The 15,172-nt window shown below is 36.4% G+C and carries 13 protein-coding genes and 1 pseudogene; 5 read left to right on the top strand and 9 right to left on the bottom strand.

All coding sequences use genetic code 11. The features are described from left to right. Window positions 1-16 precede the first annotated feature (16 nt). Window positions 17-2,365, top strand: coding sequence for a Tex family protein (locus PSA_RS03455; protein WP_042150016.1), 2,349 nt, complete (start codon window positions 17-19; stop codon window positions 2,363-2,365). Window positions 2,366-2,590: 225 nt separating this feature from the next. Here the strand turns inward: PSA_RS03455 and PSA_RS03450 are convergent, their stop codons facing one another. Beyond that, a complete protein-coding gene (locus PSA_RS03450) occupies window positions 2,591-3,181 on the bottom strand; it encodes a porin family protein (RefSeq protein WP_042150013.1) in 591 nt (196 codons plus the stop codon). Window positions 3,182-4,169: 988 nt separating this feature from the next. Here PSA_RS03450 and PSA_RS25070 point away from each other — a divergent pair. The 3 genes and pseudogenes from PSA_RS25070 (at window position 4,170) to PSA_RS03440 (ending at window position 5,927) form a co-directional block, all read left to right on the top strand. Continuing rightward, window positions 4,170-4,295, top strand: coding sequence for a hypothetical protein (locus PSA_RS25070; protein ID WP_371257769.1), 126 nt, complete (start codon window positions 4,170-4,172; stop codon window positions 4,293-4,295). 89 nt (window positions 4,296-4,384) lie between these two features. Further along, a pseudogene (locus PSA_RS03445) lies at window positions 4,385-4,624 on the top strand (alpha-amylase family glycosyl hydrolase); the annotation flags it as partial. A 298-nt stretch (window positions 4,625-4,922) separates the two neighbouring features. After that, window positions 4,923-5,927 carry a transposase gene (locus tag PSA_RS03440; protein WP_157575733.1) on the top strand — a complete coding sequence of 335 codons (1,005 nt, stop codon included), beginning with the start codon at window positions 4,923-4,925 and terminating at the stop codon, window positions 5,925-5,927. Between the two features lie 4 nt (window positions 5,928-5,931). On the opposite strand, the gene PSA_RS03435 is transcribed toward PSA_RS03440, so the two are convergent. Then, a complete protein-coding gene (locus PSA_RS03435) occupies window positions 5,932-6,846 on the bottom strand; it encodes an alpha/beta fold hydrolase (protein WP_042150236.1) in 915 nt (304 codons plus the stop codon). 220 nt (window positions 6,847-7,066) lie between these two features. Here PSA_RS03435 and PSA_RS03430 point away from each other — a divergent pair, with 220 nt between their 5' ends. Then, window positions 7,067-7,345 (top strand): hypothetical protein, encoded by a 279-nt coding sequence (locus PSA_RS03430; RefSeq protein ID WP_042150238.1) that lies wholly within the window; start codon window positions 7,067-7,069, stop codon window positions 7,343-7,345. Window positions 7,346-7,541: 196 nt separating this feature from the next. On the opposite strand, the gene PSA_RS03425 is transcribed toward PSA_RS03430, so the two are convergent. From PSA_RS03425 to PSA_RS03395, 7 genes are all read right to left on the bottom strand, one after another. Next, window positions 7,542-7,982 carry a plastocyanin/azurin family copper-binding protein gene (locus tag PSA_RS03425; RefSeq protein ID WP_042150240.1) on the bottom strand — a complete coding sequence of 147 codons (441 nt, stop codon included), beginning with the start codon at window positions 7,980-7,982 and terminating at the stop codon, window positions 7,542-7,544. 461 nt (window positions 7,983-8,443) lie between these two features. Continuing rightward, window positions 8,444-9,178, bottom strand: coding sequence for a gluconate 2-dehydrogenase subunit 3 family protein (locus PSA_RS03420; RefSeq protein ID WP_042150436.1), 735 nt, complete (start codon window positions 9,176-9,178; stop codon window positions 8,444-8,446). Window position 9,179: 1 nt separating this feature from the next. Continuing rightward, window positions 9,180-10,862: a GMC family oxidoreductase gene (locus PSA_RS03415; protein WP_042150243.1), complete on the bottom strand. Its 1,683-nt coding sequence runs from the start codon at window positions 10,860-10,862 to the stop codon at window positions 9,180-9,182. Next, window positions 10,862-11,587 carry a DUF1080 domain-containing protein gene (locus PSA_RS03410; protein ID WP_052380177.1) on the bottom strand — a complete coding sequence of 242 codons (726 nt, stop codon included), beginning with the start codon at window positions 11,585-11,587 and terminating at the stop codon, window positions 10,862-10,864. Before PSA_RS03410 ends, PSA_RS03415 begins: the two co-directional genes overlap by 1 nt. A 33-nt stretch (window positions 11,588-11,620) precedes the next feature. Further along, window positions 11,621-12,847, bottom strand: coding sequence for a sugar MFS transporter (locus PSA_RS03405; protein WP_042150247.1), 1,227 nt, complete (start codon window positions 12,845-12,847; stop codon window positions 11,621-11,623). Between the two features lie 9 nt (window positions 12,848-12,856). Further along, window positions 12,857-13,909, bottom strand: coding sequence for a sugar phosphate isomerase/epimerase (locus PSA_RS03400; RefSeq protein ID WP_042150250.1), 1,053 nt, complete (start codon window positions 13,907-13,909; stop codon window positions 12,857-12,859). 1 nt (window position 13,910) lies between these two features. Continuing rightward, the gene (locus PSA_RS03395; RefSeq protein WP_371257848.1) at window positions 13,911-15,089 is read right to left on the bottom strand and encodes a Gfo/Idh/MocA family protein; all 1,179 of its coding nucleotides are present in this window, start codon (window positions 15,087-15,089) and stop codon (window positions 13,911-13,913) included. Window positions 15,090-15,172: the final 83 nt, after the last annotated feature.

Below are 15,172 nucleotides of genomic sequence, written 5' to 3'. Positions count from 1 at the left end.
AGTTTATAGGTTCAAAATGAGTAAAATCGCATCTCTATTGGCACAAGAACTCAATGCTAAAGAAAACCAAATTGTTGCTGCCACACAATTATTAGATGAAGGTGCAACAGTACCTTTCATAGCCCGCTACAGAAAAGAAGCAACTGGCGGATTAGACGATACCCAACTGCGTTTATTAGAGCAGCGCCTTAATTATTTAAGAACGCTAGAAGAAAGACGCGAATTCATATTAAAAACCATAAAAGAACAAGACAAACTAACAACGCAGTTAGAACAAGATGTCAAAGCAACTAACAGCAAAACTGAGTTAGAAGATTTATACCTACCATTTAAAGCTAAACGCCGTACTAAAGGCCAAATCGCAATCGAAGCGGGTTTAGAGCCATTAGCAAATAGCTTGTTTTCTCAGCCATCATTAACGCCTGAAAACGAGGCGCAAAAATATTTAAATCCAGAGAATAAAATTGCTGAAACTAAAGATGCCCTAGATGGCGCTAAGTTTATTTTAATAGAGCGTTTTGCAGAAGACGCTAAGTTACTAGCTAAGTTACGCCGCCAAATAAACCAATACGGTGTAATTGAAAGCAAGCTAATAAAAGGTAAAGAAAACGAAGGCGCTAAATATCAAGATTACTTTGAGCACACTGAAAACCTTAAAAAAGTACCATCTCATCGTGCACTTGCTATGTTGCGTGCCCGTAGTGCTGGCGTAGTTCAAGTAAAAATAATTCCAGATCCAAGTTTAGAGCGCCCAGAAGGCATTTGCATTAACATCATTGCAAAACACTTTGATATCGATTTAAAAAACAACCCAGCAAGTGAATGGTTATTAAGCGTTGTGCAAACATGTTGGAAAGCAAAACTATCACTTCATCTAGAAAATGAATTTTTAGGCTCTATGCGTGATAAAGCAGAAAGCGGTGCGATAGACGTATTTGCTAAAAACCTAAAAGATTTATTAATGGCAGCACCTGCTGGCCCACGTGTTACTTTAGGTTTAGATCCAGGTTTACGTACTGGGGTAAAAGCAGCTTTTGTTGATGCCACAGGTAAAATGCTAGGTCACTGTACAATATTCCCACATGCCCCACAAAATCACTGGGATAAATCATTGCGTACTTTAAGCCAACTTTGTCGTCAACATAAAGTCGAGTTAATCGCCATAGGTAACGGTACCGCATCTCGCGAAACCGACAAACTAGCAGCTGAATTAATCAAGGCTGAAAGCGATTTGAAAATGAATAAAATTGTGGTCAGCGAAGCAGGCGCATCAGTTTATTCAGCATCTGAGTTAGCAGCAAATGAATTCCCTGATTTAGATGTTTCAATTCGTGGCGCAGTGTCTATTGCACGCCGCTTACAAGACCCACTAGCCGAGCTTGTAAAAATTGAACCTAAAGCTATTGGTGTTGGTCAATACCAACACGATGTATCACAAAGTCTATTATCTACTAGCCTAGATGGCGTAGTAGAAGATTGTGTAAATGGCGTTGGCGTAGATATCAACATGGCTTCAGCGCCATTATTAGCCCGCGTATCTGGTTTAAATAAAACGCTTTCGCAAAATATCGTTAAATACCGCGACGAAAATGGCGTATTCACTAACCGTAGCCAACTTAAAAAAGTGGCACGCTTAGGGCCAAAAGCCTTTGAACAATGTGCAGGTTTTTTACGTATCAGCAATGGTACTGACCCACTTGATAGTTCATCAGTTCATCCTGAAGCTTACCCTGTGGTAAAACGCATTTTAATGAAAACTAATATTGAAGTATCACAGTTAATTGGTAACAGCGAAAGCCTAAAAGCACTTAATGCCGATGACTTCACAGATGAAAAATTTGGTTTACCAACGGTTACCGACATCATTGAAGAACTAGATAAACCAGGTCGTGATCCACGCCCACAATTTAAAACAGCCACATTTAAAGAAGGTGTAGAAACAGTATCTGATTTAAAACCAGGCATGATTTTAGAAGGTGTGGTATCAAACGTTGCTAACTTTGGTGCATTTGTAGATGTAGGCGTACACCAAGACGGTTTAGTGCATATTTCATCTATCACTAATAAGTTTATTTCAGATCCGCGTGAAATCGTAAAAGCCGGTGATATTGTAAAAGTAAAAGTGGTAGAAGTAGATGTTGCTCGTAAACGTATTAGCTTTACTATGCGTTTAGATGACGATATTAACCAAGCACCTAAATCTAAACAAAGCCATAAACCACAGGCTAATAAATCGCAAACAAACGATGCACAAAGAAAGCCACAGCATCAAGCTAAACCAAAAGCTGCTAAACCTAGAAAAGAATCTAGTAATGCCGCTATGGGCAATGCCTTTGCGGATGCGTTTGCTAAGTTAAAGAAGTAAATTGAAACAAGGACTTAAAACCATAACTTGGTTTTAAGTCCACTAGTTAACTACACTGAGGTGTGTACTGAAGTCAAAATGTAAGCCCATAATTTAAACATTAATTCTAGTTAAATCGTTGCGTACTTTTTATCTAAAGAGAAAAAGTAATACATTCCTTTCATCACATACCTGTGTACCCAAAATATTACAATTGAGTAACTACAAACACCATATAAGCTCTTATTAAAAACGGTACCTTAAACCTAAAGTTACCGTATCAAAATCGGCCTTAACTCCAGAATTTTCAAAATCAGATCTGACGTGATATTCAACAAAAGTACTTGTATTATTTGTAAGTCTATAAGATATACCAACCCCTAAGCCAAGCCCAGAATCAGAAATAGAGTCTTTAGCGCTAAAACTATAACCAGACTGAAATTGATTGCCTATATTGAAACCGCTAACTGAGGCATCGAGTTCAGTTTTAGTATAAGCAATCATGCCATATAATGAAAAGGAATCCTCAAGTGGCATGCTTGCTTTTAAAATTAAAGACATTTGTTTATCGACTTCTACTTTGGTTTTAAAATGCCCTAAGTCTTCAGAGTCATCTTTAATACCAACACCAAAACGAGTCTCAACAGCAAAATGGCTATTGACTTGATAGCCAACTAAACCATCTAAAGTACCAACCTTAGCGGGTTTACCTTCACCATCTAATGTTTGGGCGTTATAGGTACTGCCTATATACCAGTTACTCTGCCCTGCTTCTTCAGCTTTTACACTACTTACTAATACTAAACTTAATACTAAACCAGATACAACTTTCTTCACTTAGTTTAACCTCTATAAAATAAAATGACACTAAATGATTGATTTTACACTTTGTATTATCTAAACAAAACCAAACAGTCATGCTTTTGTAAATAAAAATAGATACATATGGACACTTTACAAGCACGATCGGTTTAAAACTTGAAAAAATACAAATGAACCTTTTATTCTTTTGTTAGCCAATACTAACAAATGTAATTTTATGATTAATACGTATAAAAAAAATAAAATAGACAGTCATACTTTCTTTTATTAACTACCTCCTTTATCCTTAATTTTCTTATACTTGTTACACAGCACATTATAGATAATTGAAGAAAAAATTATTACTAATAGTGAGTGTATTATTAGACCAAGTCCAGTTAATGCATCTGGTATACACTCAAATCCGAGTATATTGCAATATATATAATCTACAGCGTATGTAGATAAAATACCTAGTAAAATAATAACGATATAGGAAAGCATTGAATTTAATTTTAAACTTATTACTAACCCTAAGATAATTAAGGTTGGGATTCCAACAATTAATAAAAAAACCATAGATTACAAAGCTTTACCATGTGCAGTTAACGAGCTTTTAGAATTTATCTAAAAGCTAAAATTAATAAAAAAGTGATTCTCTGTATTACACCCTAAGCTTAACAATAAAAACTAAAAAAACTAAAAACTAAAACTAAAAACTAAAAACTATAAAAACTATAAAAACTAGACAGTCATATTTTTCTTATTGATATATAGTGTTAAACCTCGTTTTATATCCTAAACTTTAACCACTAATAAATGTTATTGGTGGTTATTATGGCTAGGGCGAGAGAGTCGTTAATCGATTTAGATGCAACACCTTATTATCATTGTATTAATCGCTGTATTAACTATAAAAACTAGATAAAAACTAGACAGTCATATTTTTCTTATTGATATATAGTGTTAAACCTCGTTTTATATCCTAAACTTTAACCACTATTAAATGTTATTGGTGGTTATTATGGCTAGGGCGAGAGAGTCGTTAATCGATTTAGATGCAACACCTTATTATCATTGTATTAATCGCTGTATTCGCAGAAGTTATTTGTGTGGTGATGATAAAAACTATAAAAACTATAAAAACTAGACAGTCATATTTTTCTTATTGATATATAGTGTTAAACCTCGTTTTATATCCTAAACTTTAACCACTAATAAATGTTATTGGTGGTTATTATGGCTAGGGCGAGAGAGTCGTTAATCGATTTAGATGCAACACCTTATTATCATTGTATTAATCGCTGTATTCGCAGAAGTTATTTGTGTGGTGATGATACATATTCAGGTAATAACTTTGACCACAGAAGAACTTGGTTGGTCGATAGAATAAAATTCCTTGCTACTGTTTTTTCAATTGATATTGCAGCTTATGCAATCATGTCTAATCACTATCATCTTGTTTTAAAAGTTAATAAACTATAAAAACTAGACAGCCATACTTTTCTTATTGATATATAGTGTTAAACCTCGTTTTATATCCTAAACTTTAACCACTAATAAATGTTATTGGTGGTTATTATGGCTAGGGCGAGAGAATCGTTAATCGATTTAGATGCAACACCTTATTATCATTGTATTAATCGCTGTATTCGCAGAAGTTATTTGTGTGGAACTATAAAAACTAGACAGCCATACTTTTCTTATTGATATATAGTGTTAAACCTCGTTTTATATCCTAAACTTTAACCACTAATAAATGTTATTGGTGGTTATTATGGCTAGGGCGAGAGAATCGTTAATCGATTTAGATGCAACACCTTATTATCATTGTATTAATCGCTGTATTCGCAGAAGTTATTTGTGTGGTGATGATACATATTCAGGTAATAACTTTGACCACAGAAGAACTTGGTTGGTCGATAGAATAAAATTCCTTGCTACTGTTTTTTCAATTGATATTGCAGCTTATGCAATCATGTCTAATCACTATCATCTTGTTTTAAAAGTTAATAGAGACGACGCTTTAAACCTATCAAATGATGAAGTCATCGCGCGTTGGTATCAGCTATATCATGGTTGTATTTTGGTCGACCGCTACAGGTCTGGCGAAAAACTCAATGCTGCATATATGTTTAGAATTAATGAAATAGTCGATGAGTGGCGTACTAGGCTGTATGACATTAGTTGGTTTATGCGCAATCTCAATGAGTTTATAGCGCGAAAAGCCAATAAAGAAGATAATTGCACAGGTAAATTCTGGGAGGGGAGATTTAAATCACAGGCCTTGTTAGATGAAACTGCAATTCTCAGTTGCATGATGTATGTTGATTTAAATCCAATTAGAGCAAAAATGGCGAACTCACTTTTGGATAGTGAATTCACATCAATTCAAGAACGTATAAAGCAATATCAGTCTTTTCAAAAACAGTGTCATTATAAAAATAATAAATCCAATAAGAAACCAGAATTTAAAGTGTTGCAACAGCCAAGGTTACTATTAGATTTTGGCTGCTCAATTGATAAAAACACCATCCCTTTTACTCTTTTTGATTATTTAGAGTTAGCTGATTTCAGTAGTCGTTTAATCAGGCCCAATAAACGCGGTTCAGTTTTAAAAGAGGCGCCTAATATTTTATCCATGTTAAATATTGAAGTTGATTCATGGTTTAATACCATTAAACATTTCAGACGACATTATGCTAACTTTGCGGGTTCACAATCCTCGTTAAGAAAATGTGCTCATAGTCATCACCATAGTTGGTATAAAGGTTCAGCTTAGAAAACTAAAACCAGTCTACTAATGAATCTACATATGCTTGAGGTAATATATGACTACCTTTTAAAACAATATGCTTTTTGTCGCTGGCTGTTATAGCACTGAATAAAGACTGATTTTCATCTTCAGTGGCATACTCATCATTATCAGCAGTCACTAGCCACACTTTTTGGTTATTTAATAAAGAAACAACATTTTTAGGCGCAACTAAGGCTGTAGTATCTTCAATATGCGGTGGCACAATTGCTAAAACATTACTGATACGTTTGTCTACACCTGCTAATAAAAGGCTCAATTGTGCACCCATACTATAACCCGCAACATGAGTGTTATTTATATCTAATTGTTTTTGCTGTGCAATCCAGTCGATTAATACACGGTGATCAAGCACTGTATGGTTAATCATCTCCACATAATCTTTTTTATTGCCTAAAAAACTCACATTTAACATGATTGAGCGCAGAGATTTATCCGCAACTTTACGCGAACCGTGATTTCTCGCATCCATTGCAATCACAACATACCCTTTATTCAATGCTTGTTGCGTTATCTTATTAACTTGAGTAACGGTAGGACGCCCTTTTATCGAGTCAGTCCACCAGCGCGGATAACTGCGCCCTTTAGCATGTAACCCGATTAATACTGGGTATTTGTCTTTCACTTCTGACGGGTAATTAATTTGCCCTTTAACTTTTGAACCATCAAAAGTGGTATAGCTAAATTCAAATAATCTTTCGCTTATCTCGCTTAGCTGAAAATCCATATCTTCAACAGCAGTGTAATTGTAACTATCAACTACTTGCTTAGTCGTTAGATTTTCTGTTTCTAAAGTGAAAAACATATAATAAATAGCGCCTAAAAAGAACAACGCACCCGTAATTACCTTTAATACTTTAGCTGAAAATAAGTTTTTGATTGTCATGTTAATTTCCTTTCTTTGGATAACACAACTTTAAATCAGTAAATGTGAAATTAACGTGAAATAATAAAAACTCGTACATATTTAGCGTGATAATTAAAAAACATAAAGTCTGATACTATTATTTATACACCATAAGCATTACCTCTTATCCCACCAAAATTGCAAGCTAAGTTAATAATTGTAATACTGATTTATAAATAACCTATAATCGGTAATCTAAATGAAAACGAGTTTATATGTGTTCATTAATCTTATATGCGTTTTAATATTAACTGCCTGTGGTGTTAGCTCGGATAAACCTGTTAGTACCAAGTTTACTGGCGTGCAAGATACAATAACAAACACCATAGATACTTATCTTAATGCTAACCCCGCGCCTAATGAGCCAGGCCTCAGTATCATTATTAAAAAAGACGATGTGGTTGTATATCAAAGCAACAGAGGCCTCGCAAATAAACAAACCAATACAAGCCCGACAATGAACAATATAAGCAATTAATCTCTGAATTTTTATATTTATACATATTAAAAGTGAGGTAACAAGTCTGGAAATAGCCAGAGAATATAATGTTTTAAAATCTGCTATAAAGTAGATAAGGAGTGAGCCAGTGCTAGATTTTTTTGCATCATGCACTGACTAAGTTATGTTACAAATTTAATATTGTGTGCTAACAAGCAAGTTTTTTATAAAGTCATTACTTAACACTACCTAGGTATTTGTTCATTCGTTCCTTATTCATTACAACTCCCGCTTTTACAGCGTTCCAGTCTGAGAGAACAGAAGAGGTATCATTGTAATTACCAACTTGTATCACACCAACCATACCCAAGGCAAAATGCGGTAAACACTTGTATAAAACAACACCCTCATCATTAAAGGTTACTTTAGCTGTTTTACCCATAGGAGTATTGAAAGCTAACTTATCTGAAGTGGTAGACATGGATTGTGCATTATGGGATGGATCTGAAGGTACAAAGTTAATGGAATCACCTTTCTCTATTTTTATGAAAGCAGGCTCAAATACCATAGTTTCTCCATTTTCTCCTGAAGTCAGCATTTTCACTTCATGCTCTTTAGCATTCGCTGTTACAGTAAAAAGGAATAAACAAATGGTCGTAATTTTCAAAAATTTCATAATGTAATCCTATATTTATTAGCTATATGTTCTCAATCAAACTTCAAATAAGATAATGGTTCACAATTATTGGTGAAACATATTCACTATCATGTATTTAGTAGTATCTGCTATAGACGTGTTCAAAATTATTAATAAGTAGATGCGTGCTTTCTTAAGCTACAAATAATGTGTGAAATCAAATCAAAGCAAAAATACGCGATTGTGAGTAGGTTTTGTATTTGCTCATAATTGTTTAAATTTAAATTATTCAACATTGGTATATACGTTTGATACATGGAAAAAGACCAAAAATTTATACTTGATTTATCCTGCTATCGGAAAACTTAAACTCAATGGCAAACGATTATTGGCAAGTATCTTATAAGATAAGATACAAATAAGTCAGGGCATTGTAAAAAACATAACAAGGCGCTGACTTATTTTTGGGGAATTTTTAAGAGTGAATCAAAACTATAAGGCTATAAAGATAAACCTAATTCATCTAATATTTGATCTAAATGATTCATGGCTTCTTTTGTTGGTCCTGGGTAGTCGCCTGCGACAGGTCTATTACCCAAATAACCAATATCTTTAGTGCCTTCTGGACTACAGAAAAATGCAGCTAATACTAATTGGCGTAATCGAGAAAATGCATTGGCAGCATGTATAAACTCATCCACTAATTTTGCTTTTTTAAAGGCAATATCATCAATAATCATAAGTTGTTTTGCTGCACTGATATCAACAAATAAACGATTAAAACGCCTTGCTGATTCATCATCAAACCAAGCCAGTAAATTTAATATTTCGATTCTATCAGCTTGTTGTCTTTCATAAGGAGCACTGACCCATTCATCTATTACATCAGGTACTTTTACTTGTGTGGCAGAAGGCACTACACCTTCGCTTGGCACAATGATATCTGATATAACAGCCACTAAAGTTAATTGTGCAGTAGTTAGACTTAGTGGCCAAAATTGTTGGTTAGGAGTTAATAATATCGGATCTTTGCCGTACCCTTTAGCCGTAATAGCTGGCAATTTAAGCTGTGGCCAATTCCCTTTGCTTTTAGTCGCAATTGTTGTTTTACTTCCTGAAATAGCTGGCAATGCAGCACCAAGAGATAAAGCACCCATCCACTTTAAAGCATCTCTACGTGTTAAACCGCTTTGATATGGATTTTCACTAGAGTAATTGGTTTTTAAAATGTTCATTTTATAAAACCCCATTCACTAATTGCTTAGATAACCAAGTCGAATTACGCATAGCTAAAGTCATAATGGTTAAAGTACAGTTTTTATGTGGATTAGAAGCAAATACGCCACCATCCATAACAAATACATTATCGCAATCCCATGTTTGTCCCCATTGATTGGTGACAGACTCTTTTGGATTAGCACCCATACGCGTACTACCTACTTCGTGAATGATTTGCCCACCTTTAAGAATGGCATCTTGTGCTTTTGGTAATGGCTTAGTAAAGCTTGCACCCATAGTTTCGAGTATTTTCTTGGCGGTTTTTAGGCCATGCTCAACTTGTTTAAGTTCATGCTCAGACCACTTCCAGTGAAACTTAACCACTGGAATACCCCATTTATCTTTCACTTCTTCATCAATTTCCATATAAGAGCCTGCATTTGGCAGCATTTCACCACGTAATGCTAATCCAACATAAGTACCATAGGCTTGTTTAGCGATATCTTTTAGTGGTTTACCATAACCATCTAAATCTCCACCTACCCATGATCCTGGTGCACGAAAGCCTGAGCCGATTTCAAAGTGATAACCACGGGGGAAATCTAACTCTTTATTTTCCTGCTTTTTATGACCCCACCAAGGAATAAACAAGTGATTAGCGGTATGTCCGTCTTCATTGTATTTAGGTCTGCCTTCAAGTGATGGGATATGGGCACCAAAGCTCACACCTGTTGAATCCATAATATTTTTACCAACATGGCCACTCGAATTCGCTAACCCCTGAGGATGGCGCTCACTTTTAGAGTTTAATAATATACGTGCTGATTCACATGCACTAGCCGCTAAAATAATCACTTTAGCGTCTAGCTTATGGGTTTGTTTCGTTTTTTTATCTATGTAAGTAATGGCGTTTACTTTGCCTTTATCATCTACATTAACCGCTTTCACCATAGCATCAGTAATTATCGTTAAACGACCCGTCGCTTTTGCCATAGGCAGTAAAGAGGTGGTTGTTTGAAATGCTGCACCAATAGAACAACCTCGAATACAAGAAGTCGCATAAAAACACGCTTGGCGATCATCTTTAGGTCGTGTTAATACCGCTCTATGCATAGGTGCTGTTGGTATGCCTAATTTTTTAGCCGCTGCAGATACCAGCAACTCAGGAATACGTGGTTTTGGTGGTGGTTGTAATATACCTTCTGGAGAATCTGGCATATCATCTAAACCCGTGTTGGTACCACAAATGCCAACTAGCTCTTCGGTTTTATCGTACCAAGGTGATATATCGTCATATTCAAACGGCCAGTCGGCGCCTAAGCCATCACGGGTAAAACCCTTAAAGTCGTGCTTACTAAAACGTAAAGAATAACGACCCCAATGATTTGTACGCCCGCCTAACATACGTGCACGCCACCATAAAAACTCGCTATCAGGCCCTGTTGTATAGGGTTCATCAGGTACAGTCCAACCACCATCTACTGTGGCATCATAAAAACCGAAGTCTTTATCTACATTACCAGAACCCATTAATGGTGCATCACCATTGGTATTAAACATCGGGGTTTCGGTTTTAGGATCGTAATCTCGACCTGCCTCTAACATTAATACTTTATGGCCTAACTTAGTAAGCGTATAAGCTGCCATGGCACCACCAGCACCAGAGCCAACAACTATCACGTCGTAGTTTAATTCACTCATTAGTTAAGCTCCCTGATTTTGATATTTTTGAACCACACAGGGTCGCTATGATCTTGTAAACCTATATGGCCTTTTTGTGCTTTTGCAAAACCTTGCCATGTTTTAAATTTACTCTTACCAACTAAGTCATTCCATTGCTTGCCACCAACTAGAATATCAACAGTTTTAATGCCATTTTGCTTAACCGTTAATACATCATTGTTAATACGAATATATACACTATTCCACTGGCCAGCTTCTTTATGAGCAGCTTTTGGCGAAGCGGCGATATCATAAATAGAGCCAGATAAGTGCGAATCAATTTTGTTATCTGAATGCCTTTCATTATCTAAAATTTGTACTTCAACCGCATGAGAATAAATATGTTTACCCAGTTCATCAGCCAGTATAAAAATACCACTGTTACCTGCTAGTGCTATTTTCCAATCTAATTTCAGTTCAAAGTTTTTATATTGTTTTTGGGTCATCAAGTCGCCACCACCGCCAGCAGATAAATGCATCGCATCTTGCGCTATCACCCATTTTGAATTAACACCTGGTTTTTTAAAGTTACGCCATTGAGACATATCTTTACCATTAAAAAGCAATTGCCATTCCTGCGCCTGCTCTTTAGTTGAAAGCTGATTATCAGCTGCGGTACTTACCATTGCTAACGTAGATAATAAAAATCCACTAACAAGCTTTAACCAAGATGTTGGGATCCATCTACTGTGTATTGTTTTCATTGTTACCCCTGTTTTTATATCTGTAATTCGTTTCTAAGAGACTTTTTCGCACATAGGTTTTGCTTGCTGTTTTCGCATATAAAGCGCCAGCCCTGTAAAAGCAAAAATAAGTACCAGTGGAAAAATGCTTAAATTTTGTAAAGTGGCCTGCCCTGCAGCCAATTCGATTAATTCAGGTTCAGTGCTCACAGCTTTCGCTTGTTGTCTTGCTTGATCTATCCAGTTGCCAATAATAGGATTCCAAATACTCACTGCAAACATACCTGCGCCGCCCATAATCGACATACCTAAAGCACCCGTTTGCGGAATATTTTCTGCTACAAATCCAATCATAGTTGGCCAAAAGTAAGTCACGCCTAATGCAAATATTAAGGCACTTAAATACACCATGCTGCCAGTTGCCGTACTCATTAAATAAATGCCTAAGGTTGTAACTATCGCAGAGTAAAGCAACACACCATAAGCGTTTAACCTATGCACGATAGGGCCAGCAAAGTAACGCCCAACAGCCATAACACCTGTGATCATCGCCATAATCAACATAGGTGAAGCGCCCGACGCCCCTAAAATTCGCTCTATCCATTGCTGCGTGCCTAGCTCACTTGTTGCTGTTAAGGTCATGCAAAATGCCATAAATAAAAATAGCGGGGAGAATAAGCCTTTAATATTTTCAACGGTAGATGTTTGAATAGCTTCGGTTTCAGGGAATTTTTGATTTAAAATCAGATAACCATATATCACAGTTGGTACTAACATCACTGCAATTTGAGACTGCCAGCCAAAACTCATATCTGTCATGGCTTTAGAAATAAGTGCACCTATCACTATGCCACCCGGAAACCACACATGAAAACGGTTTAACATCGTCGTTTTTTGATTAGGATACATATCTGCAATCAGTGGATTACATGCGGCTTCAACTGCACCGTTAGCAAAACCAATGCAAAAGCTAGAGATAAGTAATAACCAAAATCCATCAGCTGATATAGTGAGCGTTAAGCCAACAAGGTGCCCAATAAAAGCAATAATAACTAAATTTTTAGCGCCAAACGTATTGTAAAGTAAGCCTCCCAGCATAGTTGCTACTGGAAAACCCAAAAATGCCATCGCGTTAATCCAACCAAGTTGTGTATCACTTAAAGCAAAATCTTGGCTAAGCTGACCTAAAATGCCTGCTCGAATAGCAAATGTCATGGCAGTTACTGTGAGTGCTAAGCAACTTGCTATGTATAAACGGTTTTTATTATTTTTATCTAACATAAGTTTATCCTAGAGGCCTAAAATACGGCGATTTAAAGACTCATCAATGTCACTTGCTGCAAAGTCATCAAATGCATATTCTGGTGTTTTTATTAAATGCTGTGTAATGAAAGGTGCACCTTCTTTTGCACCATCAGTTGAATCTTTTAAACAGCACTCCCACTCAAGCACAGCCCAACCGTTATAACCATATTGGGTTAATTTGCTAAAGATTTGTTTGAAATCTATTTGGCCATCTCCAAGAGATCTAAACCGTCCGGGACGTTCTTGCCAATCTTGATATCCACCATAAACGCCACTGCGCCCATTAGATCTAAACTCAGCATCTTTTACATGAAAGGCTTTAATATGCTCATGATAAATATCGATAAAACTAAGGTAATCAAGTTGTTGCAGCACAAAGTGGCTCGGATCATATAGGATTTTGGCTCTACTATGGTTATCTGTTGCTGCTAAAAAGCGTTCAAACGTCACACCATCATGTAAATCCTCACCTGGGTGTAACTCATAACACAGATCAACACCTGCATCTTCAAACTTATTAAGTATAGGTAGCCATCTTTTAGCTAATTCTTTAAAGCCGTCTTCAACTAAGCCCGCAGGACGTTGTGGCCATGGATAAGCTGTATGCCATAACAAGGCACCTGAAAAACTAGCATGAGCATTTAAACCTAAAGTTTGGCTCACTTTTGCAGCCATAGAAACTTGGTCAATTGCCCACTGTGTTCTGGCTTTACTATTATTTTTAACTTCATCAGGTGCAAAGGCATCAAACTGTTGATCATAAGCCGGATTCACTGCAACCAACTGGCCTTGCAAGTGTGTAGATAACTCACTAATACTCATACCTGCATCAGTCACTATGCCCTTTATCTCGTCACAATAAGTGTCACTTTTATGAGCAAGTTCTAAATCAAATAAACGTTTATCCCATGTTGGAATTTGAACTGCTTTATAACCTAAATCTGCCGACCATTGGCAAATGTTTTTTAAGCTATTAAATGGCGCGTCGTCTTGACAAAACTGCGCTAAAAAAATACCCGGCCCTTTAATTTGCGACATATTAGTGGCTCTCCAAAATCAAGTTTTGTTCTATTTTAAATGGCTGCCATTTTTCATTGGACTGACTTGCAGTAACGACATTTTCTATAAATGCCATACCACGAATCGCTTCATCTATTCCTGGCACATCAAATAGCTGATTATCACAAACAAGGTTGGCTTTTTTAGCTCTAATCTGTTTCACAAAATTAGAATAAATATTACCAAATGCTTCAAGATAACCTTCGGGATGACCAGCCGGAGTCCGCAACGCTTGATGTGCTGCATCACACATTTGGCCAACGCCAGCACGGATCATTTGAGTAGGTTCATTACTCGACTTAAGCCAAAGTGTATTAGGTTCTAACTGCGACCATTCAATGCTTTTTTTGTCGCCATATACTCTTAATCTCAGGTTGTTTTCATCACCTAAAGCGATTTGACTAGCTAATAACACACCTTTGGCACCATTTGAAAACTTAAGTAATACCGTGCCATCATCATCTAATGTGCGGCCATTAATTGTTGACGTTAAATCTGCGCACAGATCAGTTACAGTAATGCCCGATACATATTCCAGTAAATTGGCCGCATGTACGCCAATATCTCCCATGCAACAGCTGATCCCTGACTTGGTCTTATCTAAACGCCAGCTTGCTTGTTTGCTTGATTCATCTTCTTTTGATGCTAACCAGCCCTGACTGTACTCAACCACAACTTTAGTGATATTTCCTAAGTCACCTTGTGCTACTAAGTGGCGGGCTTGTTTAATTAATGGATATCCGGTGTAGGTGTGAGTTAATCCATAAAGCGCATCATTGTTCTCAATAATCGTTTTTAATTCTAGCGCTTCATTTAAGCTGATGGTGGCCGGTTTATCAGACATAACATGAAAGCCCAGCTCTAACGCCATTTTGGCAATCGGAAAGTGCAAATGGTTAGGTGTCACTATTACCACAAATTCCATACGCTCTTGGGCAGGTAATTGCGCTTCACTTAGTAACATTTCTTGATATGTGGCATAACAACGTTGCTCGGGTAAATACAATGATTTACCTGATTCTATGCTACGTTGATGGTCAGAACTAAATGCACCACACACTAATTCAATATCACCATCTAAAAATGCAGCAATACGATGCACTGCGCCAATAAATGCACCTTGACCACCGCCAACCATACCCATTCTAATTTTTTTCATCATAAATAAAATAATTTTGATTCATTGAAAATCTAGTCCCTACTATAGAAGTTAACAACAAAAATGTGTTATTACTAAATCGG

The sequence above is a fragment of the Pseudoalteromonas sp. '520P1 No. 423' genome, from assembly GCF_001269985.1.
Taxonomy (GTDB): Bacteria; Pseudomonadota; Gammaproteobacteria; order Enterobacterales; family Alteromonadaceae; genus Pseudoalteromonas.
This window is presented reverse-complemented; position numbering and strand designations above follow the sequence as displayed.